The organism is Streptomyces sp. NPDC002125 (assembly GCF_053593715.1).
Window position 1 is genome coordinate 42,582 of sequence record NZ_JBSFDD010000003.1, and the last position, 25,022, is coordinate 67,603.

The 25,022-nt window shown below is 71.4% G+C and carries 19 protein-coding genes, 4 tRNA genes, 1 other RNA gene and 1 pseudogene; 11 read left to right on the top strand and 14 right to left on the bottom strand.

Features of this window, described 5'->3' with window-relative positions; all coding sequences use genetic code 11:
• The first annotated feature begins 65 nt into the window (after positions 1–65).
• Positions 66–323, top strand: a complete 258-nt coding sequence (locus ACWCQM_RS05995; RefSeq protein WP_073750911.1) for a DUF3073 domain-containing protein — start codon at positions 66–68, stop codon at positions 321–323.
• 160 nt (positions 324–483) lie between these two features.
• Here the strand turns inward: ACWCQM_RS05995 and purM are convergent, their stop codons facing one another.
• Positions 484–1,557, bottom strand: coding sequence for a phosphoribosylformylglycinamidine cyclo-ligase (gene purM, locus ACWCQM_RS06000; protein WP_073750909.1), 1,074 nt, complete (start codon positions 1,555–1,557; stop codon positions 484–486).
• Between the two features lie 60 nt (positions 1,558–1,617).
• Positions 1,618–3,144, bottom strand: coding sequence for an amidophosphoribosyltransferase (gene purF, locus ACWCQM_RS06005; protein WP_073750907.1), 1,527 nt, complete (start codon positions 3,142–3,144; stop codon positions 1,618–1,620).
• A 671-nt stretch (positions 3,145–3,815) separates the two neighbouring features.
• Here purF and ACWCQM_RS06010 point away from each other — a divergent pair.
• Both ACWCQM_RS06010 and ACWCQM_RS06015 read left to right on the top strand, forming a co-directional pair.
• Positions 3,816–3,908 carry a putative leader peptide gene (locus ACWCQM_RS06010; RefSeq protein ID WP_359415444.1) on the top strand — a complete coding sequence of 31 codons (93 nt, stop codon included), beginning with the start codon at positions 3,816–3,818 and terminating at the stop codon, positions 3,906–3,908.
• 207 nt (positions 3,909–4,115) lie between these two features.
• Positions 4,116–5,582 carry a sulfatase family protein gene (locus ACWCQM_RS06015; protein ID WP_450914120.1) on the top strand — a complete coding sequence of 489 codons (1,467 nt, stop codon included), beginning with the start codon at positions 4,116–4,118 and terminating at the stop codon, positions 5,580–5,582.
• A gap of 158 nt (positions 5,583–5,740) precedes the next feature.
• Here ACWCQM_RS06015 and ACWCQM_RS06020 read toward each other — a convergent pair whose 3' ends face one another.
• The 6 genes from ACWCQM_RS06020 to purS form a co-directional block, all read right to left on the bottom strand.
• Positions 5,741–6,568, bottom strand: coding sequence for an META domain-containing protein (locus ACWCQM_RS06020; protein ID WP_450914121.1), 828 nt, complete (start codon positions 6,566–6,568; stop codon positions 5,741–5,743).
• Positions 6,569–6,621: 53 nt separating this feature from the next.
• Entirely contained in the window at positions 6,622–7,422 is an 801-nt protein-coding gene (locus ACWCQM_RS06025; protein WP_450914122.1) for a sterol carrier family protein, read from the bottom strand.
• A gap of 77 nt (positions 7,423–7,499) precedes the next feature.
• Positions 7,500–8,792 carry a hypothetical protein gene (locus tag ACWCQM_RS06030; protein ID WP_450914123.1) on the bottom strand — a complete coding sequence of 431 codons (1,293 nt, stop codon included), beginning with the start codon at positions 8,790–8,792 and terminating at the stop codon, positions 7,500–7,502.
• A 147-nt stretch (positions 8,793–8,939) separates the two neighbouring features.
• Positions 8,940–11,189, bottom strand: coding sequence for a phosphoribosylformylglycinamidine synthase subunit PurL (gene purL / locus ACWCQM_RS06035; protein ID WP_450914124.1), 2,250 nt, complete (start codon positions 11,187–11,189; stop codon positions 8,940–8,942).
• Positions 11,186–11,866 (bottom strand): phosphoribosylformylglycinamidine synthase subunit PurQ, encoded by a 681-nt coding sequence (gene purQ / locus ACWCQM_RS06040; protein ID WP_073750899.1) that lies wholly within the window; start codon positions 11,864–11,866, stop codon positions 11,186–11,188. Before purQ ends, purL begins: the two co-directional genes overlap by 4 nt.
• Positions 11,863–12,114, bottom strand: a complete 252-nt coding sequence (gene purS / locus ACWCQM_RS06045) for a phosphoribosylformylglycinamidine synthase subunit PurS (protein WP_033296931.1) — start codon at positions 12,112–12,114, stop codon at positions 11,863–11,865. The genes purQ and purS overlap by 4 nt, the downstream gene beginning before the upstream one ends.
• A 386-nt stretch (positions 12,115–12,500) precedes the next feature.
• Here purS and ACWCQM_RS06050 point away from each other — a divergent pair, with 386 nt between their 5' ends.
• From ACWCQM_RS06050 to ACWCQM_RS06080, 7 genes and pseudogenes are all read left to right on the top strand, one after another.
• Positions 12,501–12,836, top strand: coding sequence for a histone-like nucleoid-structuring protein Lsr2 (locus ACWCQM_RS06050; RefSeq protein WP_198959799.1), 336 nt, complete (start codon positions 12,501–12,503; stop codon positions 12,834–12,836).
• 153 nt (positions 12,837–12,989) lie between these two features.
• Positions 12,990–13,061 (top strand) — tRNA-Gly (locus ACWCQM_RS06055).
• 79 nt (positions 13,062–13,140) lie between these two features.
• A tRNA-Gly gene (locus ACWCQM_RS06060) sits at positions 13,141–13,213 on the top strand.
• Positions 13,214–13,345: 132 nt separating this feature from the next.
• Positions 13,346–13,612, top strand: a pseudogene (locus tag ACWCQM_RS06065) (ABC transporter ATP-binding protein); the annotation flags it as partial.
• A 38-nt stretch (positions 13,613–13,650) separates the two neighbouring features.
• Positions 13,651–15,051 carry a sensor histidine kinase gene (locus ACWCQM_RS06070; RefSeq protein WP_450914125.1) on the top strand — a complete coding sequence of 467 codons (1,401 nt, stop codon included), beginning with the start codon at positions 13,651–13,653 and terminating at the stop codon, positions 15,049–15,051.
• Complete coding sequence (locus tag ACWCQM_RS06075) at positions 15,048–15,671, top strand: response regulator (RefSeq protein ID WP_450914126.1); 624 nt, start codon at positions 15,048–15,050, stop codon at positions 15,669–15,671. Before ACWCQM_RS06070 ends, ACWCQM_RS06075 begins: the two co-directional genes overlap by 4 nt.
• Before the next feature lie 23 nt (positions 15,672–15,694).
• Positions 15,695–15,770 (top strand) — tRNA-Gly (locus tag ACWCQM_RS06080).
• Between the two features lie 41 nt (positions 15,771–15,811).
• Here the strand turns inward: ACWCQM_RS06080 and ACWCQM_RS06085 are convergent.
• From ACWCQM_RS06085 to ffs, 6 genes are all read right to left on the bottom strand, one after another.
• Positions 15,812–16,738: a phosphoribosylaminoimidazolesuccinocarboxamide synthase gene (locus ACWCQM_RS06085; RefSeq protein WP_450914127.1), complete on the bottom strand. Its 927-nt coding sequence runs from the start codon at positions 16,736–16,738 to the stop codon at positions 15,812–15,814.
• 356 nt (positions 16,739–17,094) lie between these two features.
• The gene (locus ACWCQM_RS06090) at positions 17,095–18,558 is read right to left on the bottom strand and encodes a N,N-dimethylformamidase beta subunit family domain-containing protein (RefSeq protein WP_450914128.1); all 1,464 of its coding nucleotides are present in this window, start codon (positions 18,556–18,558) and stop codon (positions 17,095–17,097) included.
• A gap of 206 nt (positions 18,559–18,764) precedes the next feature.
• Positions 18,765–20,495: a hypothetical protein gene (locus tag ACWCQM_RS06095; protein WP_450914129.1), complete on the bottom strand. Its 1,731-nt coding sequence runs from the start codon at positions 20,493–20,495 to the stop codon at positions 18,765–18,767.
• A gap of 364 nt (positions 20,496–20,859) precedes the next feature.
• Entirely contained in the window at positions 20,860–22,113 is a 1,254-nt protein-coding gene (purD, locus tag ACWCQM_RS06100; RefSeq protein ID WP_450914130.1) for a phosphoribosylamine--glycine ligase, read from the bottom strand.
• A 130-nt stretch (positions 22,114–22,243) separates the two neighbouring features.
• The gene (locus tag ACWCQM_RS06105) at positions 22,244–24,496 is read right to left on the bottom strand and encodes a DNA polymerase III subunit gamma and tau (protein ID WP_450914131.1); all 2,253 of its coding nucleotides are present in this window, start codon (positions 24,494–24,496) and stop codon (positions 22,244–22,246) included.
• A gap of 81 nt (positions 24,497–24,577) precedes the next feature.
• An RNA gene (ffs, locus tag ACWCQM_RS06110) (signal recognition particle sRNA small type) lies at positions 24,578–24,672 on the bottom strand.
• A 133-nt stretch (positions 24,673–24,805) separates the two neighbouring features.
• Between ffs and ACWCQM_RS06115 the strand changes: the two genes are divergently transcribed.
• A tRNA-Ser gene (locus tag ACWCQM_RS06115) sits at positions 24,806–24,893 on the top strand.
• Positions 24,894–25,022: the final 129 nt, after the last annotated feature.

The window sequence follows — 25,022 nt, forward strand, 5'->3', positions numbered from 1 at the left end:
CCTGAAACATGAACGCGTGTCAAGACTCTGGGGCCGTCGAGCCCCGTCACCGAGGGGGTCGAGCCATGGGGCGCGGCCGGGCAAAGGCCAAGCAGACAAAGGTCGCCCGCCAGCTGAAGTACAGCAGCGGCGGGACTGACCTGTCGCGTCTGGCCAATGAGCTGGGCGCATCGCCTTCGAGTCAACCACCGAACGCCGAGCCGTTCGAGGACGACGACGAGGAAGATGACCCGTACGCACAGTACGCGGATCTGTACAACGACGACGAGGACGCGGACGAGGACGAACAGTCCGGTCCGTCGTCACAGCGCCGCGGCGCTTGACCTCGCGCTGACACATCGACCCGGTCCGGGCCTGCCCGGACCGGGTTCTGTGCTGTCCCGGTCCGGAACGGACGAAGCCTGCGGGCCATGAGCCGCGCGGAGCTCCGGCCGCCACCGGCCCACCGGCCCGCTGGAGTGCCGGGCCGGTGGTGACGGTGTCCTAGCGTGCGTAGCTTCCGGTCAGCTCGGCGCCCGTGGCGTGGTCCCCACGCTCGGTGATCTCACCGGCGACCCAGGAGTCGACACCCCGGTCGGCCAGCGTCGTCAGCGCCGCGTCCACCGAGTCGGCCGGGACGATCGCGATCATGCCGACGCCCATGTTGAGCGTCTTCTCCAGCTCCAGCTGCTCGACCTGTCCGGCCTTGCCGACCAGGTCGAAGACGGCGCCGGGCGTCCAGGTGGCGCGGTCCACCGTGGCGTGCAGACCGTCCGGGATCACCCGGGCCAGGTTGTTGGCCAGGCCGCCGCCGGTGACGTGGCTGAAGCCGTGCACCTCGGTCGTGCGGGTCAGCGCCAGGCAGTCCAGGGAGTAGATCCTGGTGGGCTCCAGCAGCTCCTCGCCGAGCGTCCTGCCGAACTCCTCGACCTGGCGGTCGAGCGTCCAGCCGGCACGGTCGAAGACCACATGGCGCACGAGCGAGTACCCGTTGGAGTGAAGACCGGAGGACGCCATCGCGATCACGGCGTCACCCTTACGGATACGGTCCGGACCCAGCAGCCGGTCGGCCTCGACCACGCCGGTGCCCGCACCCGCGACGTCGAAGTCGTCGGCGCCCAGCAGACCCGGGTGCTCGGCCGTCTCGCCGCCGACCAGGGCGCAGCCCGCCAGGACACAGCCCTCGGCGATGCCCTTCACGATGGCCGCGACACGCTCGGGATGCACCTTGCCGACACAGATGTAGTCGGTCATGAAGAGCGGCTCCGCGCCGCACACGACCAGGTCGTCGACGACCATGCCGACGAGGTCGTGGCCGATCGTGTCGTACACGCCCATCTGCCGGGCCAGGTCGACCTTCGTGCCGACGCCGTCGGTGGCGGAGGCGAGCAGCGGACGCTCGTAACGCTTGAGCGCCGAGGCGTCGAAGAGGCCGGCGAACCCGCCGAGACCGCCGAGGCCCGCGACCTCGGGGCGCTGCGTCTTCTTCACCCACTCCTTCATCAGCTCGACGGCACGGTCACCGGCTTCGATGTCGACGCCCGCCGCAGCGTAGGAAGCACCTGTTGTCTCAGACATTGCCCGGGTTCTTTCGTGTGGGAATACGGGGCTGGTGGGGAAGCGGCCGGTCGGTCCGGGTCACGGACGACGCAGCGCGTCGGCCGCCGCGGTGGCGGCGGGGCCGGCCGCCAGCTCGGTCTCCAGCAGCTGCTTTCCGAGCAGCTCCGGGTCCGGGAGCTCCATCGGGTATTCACCGTCGAAGCAGGCGCGGCAGAGGTTCGGCTTGGCGATCGTCGTCGCCTCGACCATCGCGTCGAGCGAGATGTACGCGAGCGAGTCGGCCCCCATGGAGGTGGCGATCTCGTCGACGGACATGCCGTTGGCGATCAGTTCGGCGCGCGTCGCGAAGTCGATGCCGAAGAAGCAGGGCCACTTCACGGGCGGGGAGGAGATCCGGATGTGGATCTCGGCCGCGCCCGCCTCGCGGAGCATCCTGACCAGGGCGCGCTGGGTGTTGCCGCGGACGATCGAGTCGTCGACGACCACCAGGCGCTTGCCCTTGATGACTTCCTTGAGCGGATTCAGCTTGAGACGGATGCCCAGCTGGCGGATGGTCTGTGAAGGCTGGATGAAGGTCCGGCCGACGTAGGCGTTCTTGACCAGTCCGGACCCGAACGGAATTCCGCTCGCCTCGGCGTAGCCGATGGCCGCGGGGGTTCCGGATTCCGGCGTTGCTATGACCAGATCGGCGTCGACGGGGGCCTCGGCCGCAAGCTTCCGGCCCATCTCCACACGGGAGAGGTAGACGTTCCGCCCGGCGATGTCGGTGTCGGGGCGGGCCAGATAGACGTACTCGAAGACACAGCCCTTGGGCTTCGCTTCTGCGAAGCGGGAGGTGCGGAGGCCGTTCTCGTCGATGGCGACGAGCTCGCCCGGCTCGATCTCACGGACGTAGCTGGCGCCGCAGATGTCGAGGGCGGCGGACTCGGAGGCCACCACCCAGCCACGCTCCAGCCGGCCGAGGACCAGGGGGCGGATGCCCTGCGGGTCGCGGGCGGCGTAGAGGGTGTGCTCGTCCATGAAGACGAGCGAGAAGGCGCCCTTGACCTCGGGGAGCACCTTTGCGGCGGCCTCCTCGATGGTGAGCGGCTTGTCGTTCTCGTCCCGCTGTCCGGCGAGCAGGGCGGTCACCAGATCCGTGTCGTTCGTCGCCGCGACCTGGGTGGCGCGACCGTCCTTACGGGGAAGGTCGGCGACCATCTCGGCAAGCTGGGCCGTATTGACCAGGTTGCCGTTGTGACCCAGGGCGATCGAGCCGTGCGCGGTGGCACGGAACGTCGGCTGCGCGTTCTCCCACACCGAGGCACCGGTGGTGGAGTAGCGGGCATGACCGACCGCGATATGGCCCTGGAGCGATCCCAGAGACGTTTCGTCGAAGACCTGCGAGACCAGTCCCATGTCCTTGAAGACCAGGATCTGGGACCCGTTGCTCACTGCGATGCCCGCGGACTCCTGTCCACGGTGCTGCAGGGCATACAGTCCGAAATAGGTGAGCTTGGCGACCTCTTCGCCCGGAGCCCAGACACCGTAGACGCCGCAAGCGTCCTGGGGGCCTTTTTCTCCGGGGAGCAGGTCGTGGTTGAGTCGTCCATCACCACGAGGCACGGCACCGAGTGTAGGCGAGATCGACCACCGGTCCGAATTGGGTGACCGCCCCAGAGGGGTCCTACGACCGGTGAGGCCGTGCCCCCGGGGCCGTTTCCGCAGGCACCGCGGGCCGCTCGGTTCGACTACTCCGGGTGATCATGGCCTGTTCTCCTCCCCGCTCCCCGGACCCCGGCAGGACGGTCGTTGCGGGGATGCGCGGCGGTTACCGGCGGGTCCGGGGTCCCGACGGCCCGGCGCCCGCGCGGACGCTCTCGTGGCGCTCGGTGAGCCGGGGTCCGATGCGGAGCGAGGGGTGGCCGAACGCTCGTTTCGTGTCGAGCCTCACACCGGGCGGCCCGTGCGGAGAGGCCCCCGGGCCACCTCGGAGGGCCCTCGGCCGGCCCGGGACGCTCCTGGTGCGGTCCAGGAGCGGCCCGCGATCCCGGTCCGTGGACCTTGCGATCGGGTACGGGCGGGCCGTGCGAGCCGGTACGAGCAGACCTGGCTCGCCTGTACGGGCGGACCGCGTCAGCCGGGTACGGGCGGACCGCGAGCCGGTACGGGGGCTGCCCGGGGTGCGGGTTCGGGCTGGGCCGCGCCGCCGTGACGGGGTCCGGGCGCCGGGACGGGCGTCCGCACTTCGAGATCGCCGTTGACACGGTCATGGCCTGTTGGCAGGCTCCTGCCTCATGCAGCCCCTCGGTGATCTTTCGGTCACGCTCGTGGAGCGCCGCCATGTCGATCTGGGACGTGTCGCGAGCGCCATCTGTCGCCGCGCCTGAGCTGTCACGCTCCCGGGCCCTTCCCTGGCCTCGGTAGAGCTTCCGCTCCGCAGAACCCTCGTTCCGCAGAGCTTCCGTTCCGCCCTCCTTTCCGCCTGCTCATGACCGGGTGTGCGTCCGCGTACGCCCGTCTGCGGCGGGTTCCGTCGTGTCCCTCTCCCCCGTGCGCCGCTCCTTCCGGCGCCCGAGGCCCGCCCAGGAGACCTCATGCCCTCTCGCGATTCGAACGTCAGTACGGAAAAGTCTGTCGAGGCGCCGCTGAGCCGCCGCGCCTTCACCACGGCCGTGGGAGCGACGGCGGCCACCGCCGCCGTCGGGATACAGGCCGCCACCCCGGCCGCCGCGGCCTCGGGTGCGGCATCCGGGGACGTACCGCGGGAGCAGCCCTTCCGCGCCGCCCGGGGCAAGCACGCCCGCCGACCCAACATCCTCTTCATCCTCGGTGACGACCTCGGCTGGGCGGATCTCTCCTCCTACGGCGCCCCGCACATCCGCACCCCCCACCTGGACGCGCTCGCACGGCAGGGCGTCCGCTTCACGGATGCCTACTCCGGGTCCGCGACCTGCTCCCCCACCCGGTTCAGCCTCTACACGGGCCGCTACCCGGGGCGTACGAAGGGCGGGCTCGCGGAGCCCATCGCCGACAAGTCCGTCGGCCTCGAACCGACCCACCCGACGCTGGCGTCCCTGCTGCGCGGTGCCGGTTACTCGACCGCGCTGATCGGCAAGTGGCACTGCGGCTACCTGCCGGACTACAGCCCGACCAAGTCGGGCTGGGACGAGTTCTTCGGAAACTTCGGCGGGGCGCTGGAGTACTACTCGAAGCTCGGTCTGGCCGGGGAGTACGACCTGTACGAGGGCGACGCCGAATACAAGGACCTGCGCTACTACACCCGCGTCCTCACGGAGCGCGCGAGCGAATACGTGCGGCGCGACCACGAGAAGCCGTGGCTGCTCAACCTGAACTTCACCACCCCGCACTGGCCGTGGATCGCCGACGGCGACACGGAGGCCAGCGCCGAGATCGTCCGCCGTATCAAGGCCGGCGACAGATCGGCGCTCTGGAACGCCGACGGCGGCTCGGTCGAGAAGTACACGGAGATGGTCGAGGACCTGGACCGCTCGATCGGCCAGGTGCTGAAGGCCCTGAAGCGGTCGGGCCAGGAGGAGGACACGCTCGTCTTCTTCGCCAGCGACAACGGCGGCGAGCGCTTCTCGTACAACTGGCCCCTGTCCGGCAACAAGAGCTCGCTCCAGGAGGGCGGCATCCGGGTCCCGTCGGTGCTGCGCTGGCCCGCGCGCATCAACGGCAATCAGGTCAGCGATCTCCCCGTGTTCTCGCCCGACTGGACGGCGACCCTGCTGGAACTCGGCGGTGCGCGGCCCGACCCCGCTTACGCCCTGGACGGCGTCAGCCTCGCCGGCTACCTGCTGCGGGACGAGAAGCCGAAGGAGCGCGACCTGTTCTGGCGCGTGCGCGGCGAGCGGGCGCTGCGGCGCGGCGACTGGAAGTACTACAGGGGGAAGAGCGGGGCCGACCAGCTCTTCCAGCTGAGCGAGGACCAGCGCGAGCAGGCCGACCGGGCGAAGGCCGAGCCCGAACTGCTGGCCGAGCTGCGGGCGTCGTGGGAGAAGACGAACGCGGGCCTGCTCCCGTATCCGACGGCTTCCTGAGCCATCCGTCCCGGGTCGGCCCGGGCCCGGGCTGTCCGGGGCCCGGGCTGTCCGGGGCCTGGGCAGGCCGGGGCCTGGGCAGGCCGGGGCCTGGGCTACCCCGTACCCGGTCGGCCCGGCCCCGGCTGCTCCCGCTCCCCTTCCGGCGGCCGCGGTGGTCAGTCCTTGGACGCCGAGGCCGTCGCGGTAAGCCCTTCGCCGCTCTTCGCCGTGAGCGAGAGGGTGCGGTGGTCGATGGCGTACTCCGCCTTCCCCTCCAGCGCGGCGAGCAGTGCGCGTTCCAGCTTCATCTGCGGTCCCGGGCACATCTTCCTGGTGGAGGCGAGCGGGCCGAAGGTGATCGTGGAGCCGGAGACCGCCGCCTTGCCGTGGAAGGAGTTGCAGCCGAGGCTCCCCTCCACCGAACCGTCCTCGGTGAAGGAGAAGCGCGTCCCGTCCTGCGTGCCCGTGGGCAGGGAGGAGGCGGTGCTTCCGGAGACCAGCCCGGTGACCTTCCACGCGGTGCCGGTGAGCGGGGCCGGGGGCTCGGACGTCAGGACGATGGAGGCGCCCTCCGCCGTGGTCAGGGTCAGTGTCTTCTCGTCCCCGCTGCCGGCCACCGCTGCCTCCAGCTTCCCGCCGAGAGCGCCGCCCAGCGCCGTCTCGAACCGCTGGACCTCCTTCTCGCACGCCATGCCCGTGGTCGTGCTCCGCCCGACGGTCACGGCGGTGCCGTCGACACGCACATCGGCGGAGAAGCGGTTGCAGCCCAGATTGCCGGTCGCCTTCCCCCCGGATCCGATCTCGACATGGGCACCCTCCGGAGCAGCGGTCTTCTTGCCGTCCACGGTCAGGGAGGACACGCTCCAGTGGACACCGGTCAGGGGCAGCTCGGTCCGTACGGTGCCACTGCCGTCACCGGACTCGGAGTCTCCGGATCCCGCTCCGGAGCCCGACTCCGTACCGCAGGCGGCAAGAGTGAGAAGGGCCAGGACGCTGACAGCCATACGTTGTTTGCGCATGGCCCTGGGACGGATCGACCAGCCGATCCGGTTCCCCCTCAGCCCATCAGCGGCAGCAACGGGGCGAGGTCGGCCCGCTCACCGCTCGCGCTGACCTGCGCCGCTTCGACCGCCTCCGTCCACCGCGCACGACCGGTCGCGAGCCGGATCCAGGTGAGCGGGTCCGTCTCCACGACGTTGGGCGGTGTGCCCCGGGTGTGCTTCGGGCCGCCGATGCACTGGACGACGGCGAAGGGCGGGACGCGCACCTCGACCGAGCCGCCGGGCGCCTTGTCCGCGAGCGCGTCGGCGAGCAGCCGGGTGCAGGCGGCGAGCGCCTGGCGGTCGTACGGGATGTCGAGGCCTGTCGCCCGGTGGAGGTCGTCGGTGTGGACGACGAGCTCGACGGTGCGGGTGACCAGGAAGTCGCCCAGCCGCATCGTCCCCGCCCCGGCCGTCACCAGCCGGTCGTCGAAGCCGGCGGGCACCCGCTCGGTGAACCGCGCCTCCGTCTCCGCGCAGAGCGCGTCCAGGTCGGGCCGCTCCGCGGCGAGTTCCCTGGTGAAGTCGGCGATCCCGGCAGCCCTTCTGGCGGTGGAGAACGGCCACTCCAGCAGCGCGGTCTCCGGCTTGGGCCCCCCGGCCGGCACCGGGAGCTCCACAGCCCGGCTCACCCCGCCCAGGGCCATGGTCAGATGCGCCGCGAGCTCCCGCACCGTCCACTCCCCCAGCCCCGGCAGGGCGAGCTGCTCGGGCGTCAGGACGCGGACGGCTTCCCGTACGTGGGCGAACTGGGCCAGGACTGCGGTCCGCGTCCGGGCGAGGTCGTAGGCGCGAGGGCGCTTCTTGGCCGGTGGCATGGGTGCGAGACTAACCGGCGCCTACGACAGTGCCCCGTGCTCCGGTCGGACCGCACCGGCCGCCGGGGCCCGTCCGCTCACCTCTTGGGGAAGTCCGCCGCGTCGGGGTGGACGGTGCCGGTGCAGCCCCGTCGCTCCGTCGCGTCGTCGACGTACGCCCTGAAGAGCGCCCGCAGCCGGTCGGCGGCTATCCGGTCGTACGGATAGGACACCCACATCACGTGCAGGGCCGGCCGGCCGGAGCAGACCGAGGACGCCCACCAGGTCTGCCCGGAGTCGGTGCCCGCCGTGCCCGGTGCGAGCTCGGTCGGCTGCTTGAAGTGCGCGGTGCGCAGCCCTCGCGTCCCGTCGCCGACATACGTCTCGGTCTTCACCCACCAGGGGAAGTGCTTCAGCACGTTGCCCAGCGACTGCGGATAGTCCGAGGTCTTCACGAAGCCCGGATAGATCCTGCGGGTCTCCTTCTCCCCCACCGTCAGCAGACAGGCGTCATGGTCGCTCGCCTTCCCCGCCGGGGCGGCCAGCGCCCTGTCGGGGAGCTGTCCGCGCTCCTCGGTGGCGAGGAAACGCTGGTACCAGGCGCAGGTGCCGCCCGTACTCGCCGGGGCGCCGAACTCCGTCGCGGGCGCGGCGAGTGTGGCCGGCAGCTCCGGGAGCTCGGCCCGGCATCCCGTCCGTCCGGCGGCCCGGTCCGCCGCCTGGCGGGCCAGACCGGCGAGCGTGCGCCGGTCCTCGGGGGTGACGCGCTCGTCGTACCGGGCGACGGCCGACACCTCTATGGAGGAGATGGCTCCGCCCTTCTCGCAGAGCGCCCGCGCCGTCACCTTGTACTCGTCGTACTCACCCAGCCTGCCGTCTCCCAGCGGATGCGGAAGGGCATGGCTGAGGACCGGCCCGGTGGTCCTGTCCTCGTCGCCGTACGGCTGGCGGAACGGCTCGTCACTCGTCTCGTCGATCTCCGTCTCGTCCGCATCGGTCTCCTCGGCGTCCGGCTCGGCCGAGCGCCGCAGGACGGCCATCGAGAAGTGTCCGTAGGTCGTTCCCGGGTCTCCGACCCTGTAGACCAGGCAGCCGCTGGACCGCTCGGCGAGATCGGTCTCGTACTCGTCGGAGAGCTTGACCCGGTCGATCCCGCCGCCGTTCAGCCCGAGGACGGGGTCGGGATCGATGAGACCGCCGCAGGCCTCGGTGATGCGCCTGCGGCTCTCGTCCCTGTCCCTGAGGTCGATGAACTCCTGCACGAAGGCCCAGATGCTCAGCCCGATGCCGACCACGGCGAGCACGCACAGCAGCTTGTTGGCCACGTCGCGCCCGCGCCCGGGCAACGGCCGGGGCTCGCCGCCCGGTCGCGTACCGCGTGACTCGTCCATAACCGTCCCCCCGTGCGCCCCCTGCGCAACGTTCCCCAAGCTAGCAGCCGGTACTGACAGCCCCTCGGAGAGAAGTCCAGGGCCGGAAACGGCAAAGCCCCCGCCCGGGACGACCGGACGGGGGCTTCGCGACAAGCGGCGGGTGACTCAGGCGAACAGACCCTCCAGGGTCCCCTCGTGCGCCGTGCGCAGCTCGCTCAGCGGAATGCTGAACTCGCCCTGGATCTCGATCTCCTCGCCGTCCACGACACCGATGCGGGCGACGGGCAGACCCCGCGCACCGCACATGTCGTTGAAGCGGAGCTCCTCGCTGCGCGGAACCGACACGACCGCACGGCCGGCCGACTCCGAGAACAGGAAGGTGAACGCGTCCAGACCGTCCGGGACGACCAGCCGGGCACCCTTCCCACCCCGCAGGCAGGACTCGGTGACCGCCTGGATCAGACCGCCGTCGGAGAGGTCGTGCGCCGCGTCGATCATGCCGTCGCGGGAGGCCGAGATGAGGATCTCGGCGAGCAGCTTCTCGCGGCCCAGGTCGACCTTCGGCGGCATACCGCCCAGGTGCTGGTGGACGACCTCGGACCACGCCGAGCCGCCGAACTCCTCGGCGGTGTCGCCCAGGAGGTAGAGCAGCTGGCCCTCCTCGGCGAACGCGACCGGCGTGCGCCGGGTGACGTCGTCGATCACACCGAGCACCGCGACGACGGGCGTCGGGTGGATCGCCGTCTCCCCGGTCTGGTTGTACAGCGAGACGTTGCCGCCGGTGACCGGGGTGCCCAGCTCCAGGCAGCCGTCCGCGAGACCACGCGTGGCCTCGGCGAACTGCCACATGACGTCCGGGTCCTCGGGCGAACCGAAGTTCAGGCAGTCCGAGATGGCGAGCGGCTTTGCGCCGGAAGCGGCGACGTTGCGGTACGACTCGGCCAGCGCGAGCTGCGCGCCCGTGTACGGGTCGAGCTTGGCGTAGCGGCCGTTGCCGTCGGTCGCCATGGCCACGCCCAGGTTCGACTGCTCGTCGATCCGGACCATGCCGGCGTCCTCGGGCATCGCGAGCACGGTGTTGCCCTGCACGAAGCGGTCGTACTGGTCGGTGATCCAGGACTTGGAGGCCTGGTTCGGGGAGCCGACCAGCTTGAGAACCTGCTCGCGCAGCTCCGCCCCGTTCGCCGGACGGGCCAGCTTGCCGGCGTCGTCGGCCTGGAGCGCGTCCTGCCAGGACGGGCGGGCGAACGGCCGGTGGTACGTCGGGCCCTCGTGGGCCACGGACCGCGGCGGTACGTCCACGATCTGCTCGCCGTGCCAGAAGATCTCCAGCTGCGAGCCCTCGGTCACCTCACCGATGACGGTGGCGATGACGTCCCACTTCTCGCAGATCTCCATGAAGCGGTCCACGTGCTGCGGCTCGACGATCGCGCACATGCGCTCCTGCGACTCGCTCATGAGGATTTCCTCGGGCGAGAGGGAGGAGTCGCGCAGCGGCACGGTGTCCAGCTCGACGCGCATGCCGCCGGAGCCCGCGGAGGCCAGCTCGGAGGTGGCACAGGAGAGCCCGGCGCCGCCGAGGTCCTGGATGCCCGCGACGAGCTTCTCCTTGAAGATCTCCAGGGTGCACTCGATGAGGAGCTTCTCCTGGAACGGGTCGCCGACCTGCACGGCGGGGCGCTTGGTGGGCTTGGTGTCGTCGAAGGTCTCCGAGGCCAGCACGGAGACGCCGCCGATGCCGTCGCCGCCGGTGCGGGCGCCGTAGAGGATCACCTTGTTGCCGGGCCCGGAGGCCTGGGCCAGGTGGATGTCCTCGTGCTTCATCACGCCGATGCAGCCGGCGTTGACGAGCGGGTTGCCCTGGTAGCAGGCGTCGAAGACGACCTCGCCGCCGATGTTCGGCAGGCCGAGGCAGTTCCCGTAGCCGCCGATGCCGGCGACGATGCCCGGCAGCACCCGGCGGGTGTCGGGGTGGTCGGCCGCACCGAAGCGCAGCGGGTCGACGACCGCGATCGGGCGGGCACCCATGGCGAGGATGTCGCGGACGATGCCGCCGACGCCGGTTGCCGCGCCCTGGTAGGGCTCGATGTACGAGGGGTGGTTGTGCGACTCGACCTTGAAGGTGACCGCGTAACCCTGGCCGACGTCGACGACACCGGCGTTCTCGCCGATCCCGACGAGCATGGCGTCGTTCTCGGGGACCTTCTCGCCGAACTGCTTGAGGTGGACCTTGCTGCTCTTGTAGGAGCAGTGCTCGGACCACATCACGGAGTACATGGCGAGCTCGGCGCCGGTGGGACGGCGGCCCAGGATCTCGCGGATCCGGGCGTACTCGTCCTCCTTGAGGCCGAGCTCCTTCCAGGGCTGTCCGGCGTCCGGGGTTTCGGCCGCGTGCTTGACCGTGTCCAGGCTCATGCGTTGACCAGCTTCTTGATGATCGAGGTGAAGAAACCCAGGCCGTCGGTGCGACCGGTGCCGATCAGCGGCTCGACGGCGTGCTCCGGGTGCGGCATCAGACCGACGACGTTGCCCGCGGCGTTGGTGATGCCGGCGATGTCGCGCAGCGAGCCGTTCGGGTTGACGTCGGCGTAGCGGAACGCGACGCGGCCCTCGGCCTCCAGCTCGTCGAGCGTGCGCTCGTCGGCGGTGTACCGGCCGTCCACGTTCTTCAGCGGTACGGAGATCTCCTGGCCAGCCGTGTAGTCCGAGGTCCAGGCCGTCTCCGCGTTCTCCACCCGCAGCTTCTGGTCGCGGCAGATGAAGTGGAGGTGGTTGTTGCGCAGCATCGCGCCGGGCAGCAGGTGTGCCTCGGTCAGGATCTGGAAACCGTTGCAGATACCGAGGACCGGCATGCCGGCCTTCGCCTGCGCGATGACGGTCTCCATCACCGGCGAGAAACGCGAGATGGCGCCGGCGCGCAGATAGTCGCCGTAACTGAATCCGCCCGCCAGGATCACCGCGTCGACCTGGTGGAGGTCCTTGTCGCGGTGCCAGAGGGATACGGGTTCGGCACCCGCGATCCGCACGGCCCGGAGGCTGTCCTGGTCGTCGAGCGTGCCGGGAAAAGTGACGACTCCGATACGGGTGGTCACTTCTCCTCCTCCACCTTGACGGTGAAGTCCTCGATGACTGTGTTGGCGAGGAAGGTCTCCGCCATCTCGTTAATACGGGCGAGGGCGGCATCGTCGACCGGCCCCTCGACCTCGAGCTCGAAACGCTTTCCCTGACGAACGTCCGCGATTCCGTCGAAGCCGAGACGGGGCAGTGCGCGCTGCACAGCCTGTCCCTGCGGGTCGAGGATCTCCGGCTTGAGCATGACGTCGACTACGACGCGTGCCACTGGCACTCCCGGTGGTGTGGTGCGGCTGTGTCTCCGAGGGGTTCCCCAGATCCCCGCGGGTCCACTCAGCGTACCTGGCCAGAAATTCTACGCGGGTAGATATCAAGCAACTCCGATCACGCCGTGATAACGGACCCGGACTACGCACAGGGAAAGCCCAGGAAAAAAATCTTCACCCGGATTGCACGCGGGCACACGGAGGCAACACGCGGATGTAATTGAGCGGGCTTCACAATGCGCCTCCTGCCGCTGTACAAATGAATACCGGGGAAAGCACGATTGCCCCGGAACAGTCGACACCCGTCGATCCGTATCCGCCCAGCCGCCGGAAGGCCGGCATCAGCGCATGTCAGACGCGACGGTGCCGCAGGAAAGGACCGATATCCGTGGCTCAGCGTGTAGTGGTGACGCTCTCCGACGACATCGACGGGGGAGAAGCGGCGGAAACGGTCACCTTCGCCCTGGACGGGAAGTCGTACGAGATCGACCTCAATCCCGCCAACGCAAAGAAACTGCGCAAGACACTGGCTCCGTACGTGGCGGCCGGCCGAAAGCAGACAAATACCGGCAAGCGCGGCAAGGCGCCGGTGTCGTACCACCACACCTCGCTCGCGCCCGACCCCGCGGCCGTGCGCGCATGGGCCCGCTCGCACCGGATGGAGGTGCCGGCCCGCGGCCGGATCCCCAAGAAGGTCTACGAGGCGTTCCAGGCCGCCAGTTGAGGACCGCGCCCGGAATGTTCTCTTCCGGTTACCCGCGGGCGAGACCCCCGGGGCGACGCCCCGGGGAGCCGACTTGCACAACACCCCTGCTGGTCGGCTAGAGTCTGGAGCACGCCGAAGGGCAAGGCCGAAAAGCCGAGTCCGACGCAGCGTGCGGGTGTAGTTCAGTAGTAGAACATCCCCCTTCCAGGGGGAAGGCGCAGTGTGCAATTCCTGTCACCCGCTCTGCACTGCCTTACCGATCCACTCAGTGGATCAGGTAGAGTAGTGAGCGCTCCACCGGTGAAAGCCGAGTGGCAGCAATGCGGACGTAGCTCAGTTGGTAGAGCGCAACCTTGCCAAGGTTGAGGTCGCCAGTTCGAACCTGGTCGTCCGCTCTTGATTCAAAGGCCCCGGTCGATTTTCGACCGGGGCCTTTGACGTTTCTGTTGTCTTCCCATGACGTATGTCATGAGCAGTGATGACAGCGCGCACTGCTCCCGGCCGAGCTCCGGCGGAAGTCTGGAGACATGACCAGCGACGGCATTTCCCGCTCGGAAACCGGCGCCGCCGACGCTCTGCGACGGCGTTGCCCGGACGGCTTCGAGGAAGTGAGCGGGATCTCACGCTCCACGGCACCCGGTGAGCTCTTCGCCCCGCACGGCACGGACCGCGCCGGAAAGACCTCGGCCGAGCTGCTGGAGGGGCCGGCCCGCCCCGAGGGCGGTTCGGTCCGCGTCCTGGACCACGACCCGTACCGCGAGCGGGCGGCGATCCGGCAGAGTCACCGCACGGGACGGAAACGGGAGCGGCACGACGGGAGGCGGGGGACACCATGGCAGAGGTGATGACGGGCCGGCGGCTGGGAAAGATACGCCGATGGCCCCGGCCGAAGGCCCTTCGGCCCGGGCGGCCCGGGCGGCCCGCGAAGACCGACACGGCGAAGGTCGAGCTCTACACGCGTGCCACCTTCCAGATGATGGCGGGCGTCGAGGCCGGGGGTCTCGCCGTGCCCCTTCTCCTCGGCGACCGGCGGACCTCCGACGTCTGGCTGTTCCTGCTGCTCCTCGCCCACTCCGCCCTGTGCGCCGTGATGTCCTCCAGAGGTCTCGACCGGCGGCTGGGACACCGGGAGAGTCCGGTGCGGACGACCATGGCCGCCGCCGCCGTGACGGGTGCCTGCCTCCTCACGAGTGTCCTGCTCCTCGACACCGGGGCGGTCTCCAAGGAGGACGACTTCGGCCTCCTGCTGATGGGATTCGCCGCCTTCGGCCTGGGCTCGCTCTCCCTCGGGCTGCCGACCACGAGCGCCCGGGTGTGGCTGGTGCTCGGCGCGGCCACCTCCACCTCCGCGTTCACGGCGGCGCTGGGCATGGGATGGCGGCAGACCTGGCTGAACTTCACCGGCGTCGCCTGCGCGGGCGCGGTGTTCGTCGCCACGTACGTCTTCTCGGCCTGGCTGGCCGGTGTCGTAGGGCGGTTGGACGCCGCCCGCGAACTGGAGACCCGCGTCGCGGTCGCGGAGGAACGGCTGCGGTTCGGGCGGGACATGCACGACGTGATGGGGCGCAACCTGGCGGTGATGGCCCTGAAGAGCGAACTCGCCGTCCAGCTCGCCGAGCGGGGAAGGCCGGAGGCCGTATCGCAGATGGCCGAGGTGCAGCGGATCGCGCAGGAGTCCCAGCGCGAGATCCGCGACATCGTGCGCGGGTACCGGGAGGCCGGGCTGCGCACCGAACTGGAGGGCGCGCTCAGCGTGTTGAAGGCCGCCGGCATCGACTGCACGGTCCACGGCGCAGGCGACGAACTGGACACCGCGCTTCCCGGAGACGTCCAGTCCGCCCTGGGATGGGTGGTGCGGGAAGCGACGACGAACGTACTGCGGCACGGTGATCCCCACAGCTGTGCCATCCGCCTCTCGACGGCGGAGCTGCCCGGGGGGACTCAGGAGGTGGTTCTGATGGTGCAGAACGACGGTGTGCCCGAACCGGCCGGCTCCCCGGACGCGGGCACCGGTTCCCGCCCGGCGCCAGGAACGGGGCTGGCCGGTCTGCGGGAGCGGCTGGCCGCGCACGACGGCACGCTGGAGGCGGGCCCGGTCCCCGGCTCGGACCGCTTCCGGCTCACGGCGCGGGTGCCGCTGCCGGACCGTGACCACTCCCCCGCTGGTCCCGCTGGTCCCGCTCGTCCCGCTGGTCCCACTCGTCCCGCCGGCCGTGAGGATGTCACCGCATGACCACCGGACGGGGCCCCGTGCGGGTCCTCCTCGCCGACGACGAGCACCTGATCCGCGGCGCGCTGGCCGCGCTGCTCGCCCTGGAGGACGACATCGTGCTGGTCGCCGAGGCCGCGACCGGGCCCGAGGCGCTCGCGATGGCCCTGACGCACCGGCCCGATGTGGCGGTCCTCGACCTGGAGATGCCCGGGGCGGACGGTGTGAAGGTCGCCACATCGCTGCGGACCGGACTGCCCGGCTGCCGGACCATGATCGTGACGAGTCACGGCAGGCCCGGCCACCTGAAGCGGGCCCTCGAAGCGGGCGTCCGGGCGTTCGTGCCGAAGACGCTCAGTGCCCGGCGGCTGGCCGAGATCATCCGTACCGTGCATGCGGGAAACCGCTATGTCGACCCGGAGTTGGCCGCCGACGCCATCTCCGCCGGGGACTCCCCGCTGACGGCCCGGGAGGCCGAGGTGCTGGAGCTGGCGGCGGACGGGGCGCCCGTGGCCGAGATCGCCGAGCGCGCCTCGCTGTCCCAGGGCACGGTGCGCAACTACCTGTCGGCTGCGGTCTCCAAACTGGGTGTGGAGAACCGTCATGCGGCAGTGCGTCTCGCACGGGAGAGAGGTTGGGTATAGTAGGCATCGCGCTTCGGCGCAGTGCGAACGTAGCTCAGCTGGTAGAGCGCAACCTTGCCAAGGTTGAGGTCGCGAGTTCGAACCTCGTCGTTCGCTCCACTCAGGAAGGCCCCGGTCCCCAGGACCGGGGCCTTCCGCCGTCACACGCCCTGGGCCGGCCAGCCGGTGCCGGTCAGAAGCTCGTACGCGTCCAGGTACTTGGCCCGGGTCGCGTCGACGATCTCCTGCGGGAGCGCCGGGGGCGGCTGCTCGCTGTGGCGGTCCCAGCCGGAGGCCGCCGAGGTCAGCCAGTCACGCACGAACTGCTTGTCGTACGAGGGCTGCTGCTTGCCCGGCTCCCAGGTCTCGGCCGGCCAGAAGCGCGAGGAGTCCGGGGTCAGCACCTCGTCCGCGATGATCAGCTCCTCGCCGCCGTCGGCGGTGGGCGCGAAGCCGAACTCGAACTTCGTGTCGGCCAGGATGATCCCGCGCTCACGGGCGATGTCCCGGGCCCGCCCGTAGACGTCCAGCGTCGTCCGGCGCAGCAGGGCCGCGGTCTCGGGGCCGACCTCACGGGCGACCTCCTCGTACGACACGTTCTCGTCGTGATCGCCGACCGCGGCCTTGGTGGCCGGGGTGAAGATCGGTGCCGGGAGCTCGGAGCCGTCGAGAAGGCCCTCGGGGAGAGCGAGGCCGCAGACCGTGCGGCTCGCGTCGTACTCGATCAGGCCGGAGCCGGTCAGATAACCGCGCGCCACACACTCGACCTGGACCATCCGCAGCGAACGGCAGATCAGGGTGCGGCCCGCCCAGTCGGCGGGCGCACCGGCCGGAAGCTCGGTCGACAGCACGTGGTTGGGGACGAGATCGGCGAGCTGGTCGAACCACCACAGCGACAGCTGGGTGAGCACGCGGCCCTTGTCCGGGATCTCGGTCGGCAGGACCCAGTCGTACGCGGAGATGCGGTCGCTGGCGACCATCACGAGGTCGCCCGCCTCGTTCCTGTACAGGTCGCGCACCTTGCCGGTGTGCAGATGGGTGAGCCCCGGCACCTGCACAGGCTCGGGCTTTTCTACGAAACCGGACACGCTGCCTCCGCGTAGGTTGATCCAGGAGTCGTTCCGATTGTCCCGCATGCGAAGAGGCCGCGCCGACAGGGGTCGCCAGGTGGACAGGCCGGGCGGGCCCGGAGACCCGCACGGACGGCGAGCCGCCCGTGCGTCTCGCGGTTCCGCTTGTCGGTATTCGGCGGGCTCGCGATCCGGCGGCGTGGGCTCTCGGGCACCGCTCGCCGGTCCTGGGCACCCCGGAGTCTCGGCCCCGCGCGCGGATCAGGGGCGGGCTCTTCAGTCCCGCTCGCAGATCCGGGGCCGGGCTCTTCAGTCCCGCACGCAGATCCGGTGCCGGGTTCCTCAGTCCCGCTTGCAGATCCGGGGCCGGCTCCTCAGTCCCGCTTGCAGATCCGGTCGAGCAGATTGGCCGTGGCCCGCTGGATACGGGCGTCGACATGGCCGGGCCGGTCCAGCGCCGGGGACCAGGCGAAAGTGCCCGAGGCGAAGACGAGCGCGCCCGACGGGGCGCGGTAGAGGGAGGTCTCCTGGTGCCGGGTGGCCCCGTCGCCGTCCGCGTACGGGGAGTGCGCGAGCAGCATGCGGTTCTCGTGCTCGGGCAGCGTCGTGCGCGGGAAGTAGCGGTCGGCCTCGCCGGCGACCAGCCCGTCGATCTCATCGCCCTCGCCGGCTCCGGTGGCCTCCCAGAGCCAGTGCCCGGCGTTCCGCACGACCAGGGGGTGGGGCTCGGGGACCCGCCCGGCGTACTGGATGCCCAGCAGCTGCTGCTCGGCCCGGTCGATCTCGCGCCACAGGGCGGGCTTTCCGGGGCCCCGGCGCTTGCGGCAGGTGAGCAGACGGTCGGGGACGCCCGAGGGCGACGGGCCGAGCCCGACCTGCCAGTACATGGTGTTGGCCGATAGGAAGACCAGCGAGGTGCCGGTGTCCCGGGCGAGCTCCGCGGTGCGGCGCATGGGCACCGACCAGTACTCGTCGTGGCCGGGGAAGACCAGGCCCCTGTAGCGGCTCGGGTCGACGCGGCCGGCGTGCAGGTCGCGGGCGTCGGCGTACGCGAGGTCGTAGCCGTAGCGCTCGGCCCAGCGGATGAAGTCGTAGGCGTGGCCGACGTGGAGGGGGAGGCCGGCGCCGGCGTAGGGACGGTCGAAGGAGATGGTGGCGGCGGCGTCCTCCTCGCCCAGCAGCCGGCCCTGCTCGTCCCAGGCGTGGTAGAGGCTGGCCCCCGTACGGCCGTCCTCCGGGTAGAGGTTGTACGCCTGCCAGGTGATGTCCGGGAGCAGGAGCAGCAGGTCCGCCGGGTGGTCGTCCCGCACCGTGAAGGGGACGTGCGAGCGGTATCCGTCGGCGGTGGTCAGGACGGCCACATACGCTCCGACCGACCAGTAGGTGGGAATCTGCAAGCGCCAGGAGAGCCACCAGTGGTGGCAGGAGACCGTCCGCTCGGCGGTCAGCGGCGGCGGCTGGACGATGCCGGAGAGACGCGGGCTGGTTGTGATCTTCGCGGCGCCGTCGCCCCCGTAGTGCCCGATGCGGTACACGTCCACGGAGAACTGCTGAGGCGGGTCAACGGTGATGTGGAAGTCGATGGCCTCGCCGGGGGCCGCGGCGCCGGGCGAGGCGAAGCCCTTGATCTGCTGGCGCACATCGTCAGCCGTGCGCGTGCCGCCGCCCGTTCCGCTGCGGCCCAGCTCCGGGTCGGCGTACCAGGGGACGACCTGGCCGGTGTCGTCGAAGTAGTTCTCGCTGCCGCGCAGCCAGGGCAGCGGACCCTGCCCGAAGGGGTCGCTCACGGCGTGCGCGAGGGCACCGGATTCCCATCGCCGGATCTGATCCGCCCCCATCCCGCACCCCTCCCTCGTCCCCCGACAGCTGTAGGGCGTCGGATGCCGGCGCCCTTTCACAGCACATCACATAACGCACGCGCTCCGTTACCGTTCGTCGCGAATTGACGTGAGCGGAGCGAAATCTTCCGGGTATCGGGCGCGCATCCAGGACATTTCGCCGCCTGTATGGACGCACGGTCGTGCAACCGGCCGCTCGTCCGCCCTCACCCCAGGCGTACCGGTTTGTCCGTGCGCACGCCCACCGCGGTGAGCCAGGTCCGCAGCGGCTCCGCGTCGCCGTCCTCGACGAGGCTGAGCACGGGGGCGCCCAGGTCCGACCTGCGTCCGCCGTCGACCAGCAGGGCGGGGCCGTCGAGCCAGTCGAGGCCCGGGGCGGCGCCGGCCGTGTCCACGGCCGCACAGCAGACCATCGCCACCACATGGTCGGCGAGCAGCTCGGTGCCCGTGCGCGGCGGCTGGAGGGGGAAAAGCGGAAGCGGGACGGGGCCCCAGAGGTCGAGGGGGTCGGCGGCCACGGGCGCTCCGGCCGCCGGGGCGCCCTCGGAGCCACCGGCCCGGGGACGCGGCGCCTCCTTCGCCTCGTCGCGGGCGACGGCCGCGCCGATCCCGGCCGCGAGCGCCTCACTGTTGGCGCCCGGTGCGGCGAGGTGGTCTATGACCCGTGCCAGCGTGGGCACAGCGGAGCCGTCGGCAGCCTGGGCGGGCCCGCCCACGGAGACGCTCGCGGCCACCCCCAGGGCGTCGAGCACGCGGTGCAGACGGGCGGCCTCCGTACGCCACTTCCGGTCCACGACCTCTTCCGGATACTGCTGCCAGTCGACCGGGGACCAGCCGGGGCCCGCCTCGGCCGGGCCGCCGTGGAAGAGCCGCGCGGCGAGCAGCGAGGCCGCCTCGTCGGCCGCGCCGGGCTCCTCGATCAGATCGCAGGCGGGGCGCTCCCCCAGCCGGGAGGTGAAGCCGTCGGCCAGCCGGTCGCGCCGGGAGAGCTCGGTGAGCGCGGAGACGACGCCCGCGTCGAGCCGGGACGGCCAGCGGCCCATCCGCCAGGCGGGCAGGGCGACCCGGGTCAGCAGCCGGTCCCAGCCGGCGTACGCCAGGCCGACCTGTTCCTGGGCGACGATCCGCAGCCCGTAGTCCACCTCCTGGGCGCGCCCCGAAGCCGCGGCGGCGACGCAGCGCTCCATCTCGGCGGCGTGACCGCGACAGCCCCGCAGCATCAGCCGGGCGACCCACCCCACGAAGGCCGCGGGAATCCGGCGTATGCACCCCAGGCCCGGCTGGTCGGCGTCGGCGACGGCGGCGTCCAGACCGCGGACGAAGCGGCGGGCGGCGGCTATGTCGGGGTGCGCGGAGGGGCCGGTGCCCGCGACGACCGGGGCGAGCACCGCCCGCAGCTCGGCGACCCGCATCCACCACAGGAAGGGGGAGCCGATGACGAGCACGGGGGCTGCCGGGACACGACGGCCGCGCCTGGCACCGGTCAGCCCCCGGGCCAGGTCCTGGGCCTTCGGCTGGGTCGCGGGGTGCGTGCGGTCCTCCAGCCAGCTGTCGCAGTCCGGGGTCAGCGCTATGGCGGAGGGCGCCGGGACGTCGAGCCGGTCGGCGAGATCGCGGACCAGCCGGTAGAGATCGGGGGCCGCCGCCTCCGTGAGGGGCACGGTCGGGCTGACCGCGGGCCTCGCCCGCGCCACCGCGACGGCCACCCCCGCGGCGATCAGCAGGACCACGACGGCGCAGGCCGTGACGGCCCAGCTCACCGTCGACCACACACCCCCGCCGATACGGCCCTGCGCGTGGGCGACGAGCAGCACGACGGCCGCGCCCGCCGGCAGGATCGCCAGCGCGGTGGCTCTGCTGCGGATGCGCAGCAGAGCCATGGCCCTGGCCCGCGCTGCGTGCGCACCCAGCTCCTCAACCGAACCGGTACCGGACACGGCTGGACGTCACCCCCTCTGCCCCCGCGACGGTGTTGGTCACTCCCCCACTGTGGCACCCGGCACCGACATCGCAATGCCGGTGGGCCAAGTGCCGGAATGCTTGCGCCGCACCCTAGTTGGGGCCTCGGCGGGCGTCATCCGGATGGCCGAGTCGTCACCCGATGGAATGGCTTTGGGCAAAGCTGCTGACGCGCCGGTGAACCGTGGTCCGGTGATACGGGCCACGCGCCCCGGGTCCTTCGCGAGGGCTCCGGACGCGCCTGTGCCACGCCCCTGGGCCCCTCGCGCGGCCTCACACGCCTGTGCCCGGCACCTCCGGAGGGAGGGGGCCGGGCACGGGCGGGCGGGGCGGCGGGAGGCGTCAGGCCTCCTCGGCGGCCTTGCGCGCGATGTCCGTACGGTGCTGGGAGCCGTCGAGCCGGATCCGGCCGAGCGCCGTGTAGGCCCGGTCCCGGGCCTGCGCGAGGTTCTTGCCGGTCGCCGTGACCGAGAGCACACGGCCTCCGGCGCTGACGACGGTGTCGCCGTCCTGCCGGGTACCGGCGTGCAGGACGAACGCGTGGGGTTCATCCTTGGCCGCCACATCCGCGAGGCCCTCGATCGGGTCTCCCGTCCGGGGCGTGTCCGGGTAGTTGTGCGAGGCGATGACCACGGTGACCGCCGCGTCGTCGCGCCATTTCAGCGCGGGTACGACGTCCAGGGTGCCGTTGGCCGCACCGAGCAGGACCCCGGCCAGCGGGGTCTTGAGGCGGGCCAGGACGACCTGCGTCTCCGGGTCGCCGAAGCGGGCGTTGAACTCGATGACCCGTACACCGCGCGAGGTGATCGCGAGGCCCGCGTAGAGCAGCCCGGAGAACGGCGTGCCCCGGCGGCGGAGCTCGTCCACGGTCGGCTGCAGGACGGTCTGCATGACCTCGTCGACCAGCTTCGGGTCGGCCCACGGCAGCGGGGAGTACGCGCCCATGCCGCCGGTGTTCGGACCCTCGTCGCCGTCCAGGGCGCGCTTGAAGTCCTGGGCGGGCTGGAGGGGCAGCACCGTGGTGCCGTCGGTGATCGCGAAGAGGCTCACCTCGGGGCCGTCGAGGAACTCCTCGATGACCACCCGGTCGCAGGCCAGGGCGTGGGCGCGGGCGGCTTCGACGTCGTCCGTGACGACGACGCCCTTGCCGGCGGCGAGGCCGTCGTCCTTGACGACGTACGGAGCGCCGAAGGCGTCGAGTGCCTCGTCGATCTCGGCGGGCGTCGTGCAGACGTAGCTGCGGGCGGTCGGGACGTTGGCACCGGCCATGACGTCCTTGGCGAACGCCTTGGAACCCTCCAGCTGAGCGGCCTCACGGGAGGGGCCGAAGCAGGGGATGCCGACGGCGCGCACGGCGTCGGCAACACCGGCGACGAGCGGTGCCTCCGGGCCGACGACCACCAGCTCGGCGCCCAGCTCGGTGGCGAGGCGCGCGACGGCGTCACCGTCAAGTGCGTCGACCGGGTGCAGTTCGGCCACCTCCGCGATTCCGGCGTTGCCGGGAGCGCAGTACAGGGAGGTGACATCGGGGTCGAGGGAGAGAGAGCGGCACAGGGCGTGTTCGCGGGCGCCGCCGCCGATGACGAGGACCTTCACGGGGTGCAGCCTAGCCGCCGGGGGCCCGGGGCCTCGACGCGCGCCGATCCGTGGACAGCTGGGGGGGCCGGGCCGGGCTCATCGCTCCCTGCGCGCGAGCAGGGGCTCACACCCTGTCCGCCGGCCCTCGTCACTCATTGGTGAACTCCTCGACGACCGTGGCGCCCAGCTCGCGGACGATCAGGTCGTGCCCGGAGAGCGCGGAGTCGACCAGGTCGGGATCGTCCGCCTCAGCGGTGTCGTCCTCGGGCGCGACCGAACGAGGAGGCTCCGGGGCAGCCACCCTGTCGTACGAGGACTGCTCGGGCTGCCCGCCCTGCTGGGGCGAGGACTGTCCGGGCGGCGGAGCCTGCGGGGCCGGGGCGGGCCGGGGCTCGTACGACGGAGCCGGCGGGGCGGGCGCGGGCTGGTAGGGAGTGGCCGGGGGCCTGCCTCCACCGCCGCCGCCCGTCTGCGGGGGCGCTCCGCCGCCACCGGACGGGTCGACCACCGCGTCCACCCGCCAGGTGGCGTTGAACTGCTCGGCGAGTGCCTGCTTCAGCACCTCCTCGCTACCGCTGCTGGAGAAGGTGTCGCGGGCTCCGGCGTTGAGGAAGCCGAGCTGGAGTGTGCTGCCGTCGAAGCCGGTGACCTGGGCGTTCTGGCTGAGCAGGATCCAGGTGAACCGGCGGCGGTTCTTCACGGCCTCCAGGATGTCCGGCCACATGTTCCGCACCTGGGCCGCGCCCTGGGCCATGCCCTGCCCGCCGGGGGCGGGCTCCTGCGGGGCGGGGGCCGGGGCGGCCCGGACGGGGGGAGGAGCGGGCGCCTGGGCCTGCGGTGGCGCCTGCGGGCCGCTGCCGGGCGCGGAAGCGGTCGGCCAGCCACCGGGCCGCCGCGCGGGCTCGGCCGCGCCGCTGCCGGCTCCGGCCGCCGCGGGCCACGCCCCGGGACGCTGCCCGGCGGGCTGCTGGGCGGCGGGGGCCTGGGGGGCGGGGGGCTGAGCGGCGGGGGGCTGAGCGGCGGGCGGCGCGGCTGCCTCGGCTGCCATGGGTGCGGCCCTCGGTACGTCCTCGACGGGGGCCGCCACCGGGGGCGCCTCCCCCCGGGCCGCGGCACGGGCCACTGCGGGACCTCCGACAGCGCCTCCCACGGGGCCGGTGCCGGGCAGCCCGGCACCGGCCCCGTGGGCTTCCGGCCCCGGCACGTACCCCATGGCGGGGCCCGGCCCGGCCGTGGCGAAGGACGCGCCGCGCTCCAGCCGGTCGAGCCGGGCCTGGAGCGAACGCTCGTCGTCGAACGCGGCGGGCAGCAGCACCCGGGCACAGATCAGCTCCACCTGGAGCCGCGGCGAGGTGGCCCCGCGCATCTCGGTGAGGCCCTCGTTGACCAGATCGGCGGCCCGGCTCAGCTCGGCGGCGCCGAACACGGACGCCTGGGCCTGCATCCGCTCCACCACATCGGCGGGCGCATCGATGAGCCCCTTGTCCCCGGCGTCAGGCACCGCGGCCAGGATCACCAGGTCACGCAGCCGCTCCAACAGGTCGGCGACGAAGCGCCGCGGGTCGTTGCCGCCCTCGATCACCCGGTCCACGACCTCGAAGGCCGCGGCCCCGTCGCCCGCCGCGAAGGCATCGACGACGGAGTCCAGCAGAGACCCGTCCGTATATCCGAGGAGCGAGGTCGCCATGGCGTATGTCACACCGTCGTCGCCGGCTCCGGCGAGCAGCTGGTCCATGACGGACATCGAGTCACGCACGGATCCGGCGCCGGCCCGCACCACGAGCGGCAGCACCCCGTCCTCGACGAAGCTGTTCTCCTTGCCGCACACCTCCGCGAGATACCCGCGCAGCGTCCCGGGCGGGACCAGCCGGAAGGGGTAGTGGTGCGTACGCGAGCGGATCGTCCCGATGACCTTCTCGGGCTCGGTGGTCGCGAAGATGAACTTCAGGTGCTCCGGCGGCTCCTCGACCACCTTCAGCAGGGCGTTGAACCCTGCCGGGGTGACCATGTGCGCCTCGTCGATGATGTAGATCTTGTACCGGCTGGAAGCAGGCCCGAAGAAGGCCTTCTCCCGCAGGTCACGGGCGTCGTCCACACCACCGTGCGACGCGGCGTCGATCTCGATGACATCGATCGAACCCGGCCCGTTGCGCGCCAGGTCACGGCAGGACTGGCACTCCCCGCAAGGGGTCGGCGTGGGCCCCTGCTCGCAGTTCAGACAGCGCGCGAGGATGCGCGCACTGGTCGTCTTCCCGCAGCCGCGCGGCCCGCTGAACAGGTACGCGTGATTGACCCGGTTGTTCCGCAGGGCCTGCTGCAACGGGTCAGTGACATGCTCCTGACCGATGACCTCGGCGAAGGACTCGGGGCGATAGCGGCGGTACAGCGCAAGGGACGACACACATACGAGGTTATCGGGGCGCACCGACAACCGGTCCCGCCCTGGGAGCGAGCGCCCGGTGGGAAACCACACCCCGGACACGCAAGGGCCCCCCACGCACCCGCCAGAGCCAACCTACCCTTGCTGCCTTCCGGCCCTGGGGGAGTTCAGTCAGATAGCGCCACGTGAGGGGCTGACGCCCACCTTAACCGATCCCAGCCCCCCGCCGTCCACCCTCACCCCCGCTCCGACCCTCCGGGAGGACGGTCCGGAACGATCTACGGGGAACGTGTTCGCGAGCACCCTCCAACGTCTTGTATTGTTTGCGGCGGAGGATTCGCCTAGTGGCCTAGGGCGCACGCTTGGAAAGCGTGTTGGGGGCAACCCCTCACGAGTTCGAATCTCGTATCCTCCGCCATTGCTCTCACCGGGCAATACGTCGAAGGGCCCCACCGCTTGCGGTGGGGCCCTTCGACGTTGGTGGTCTCAGTTCTGGTCTCATTTATTTCCGACATAAGAGACATTTCATTCCGCCGACTTGCCGTCG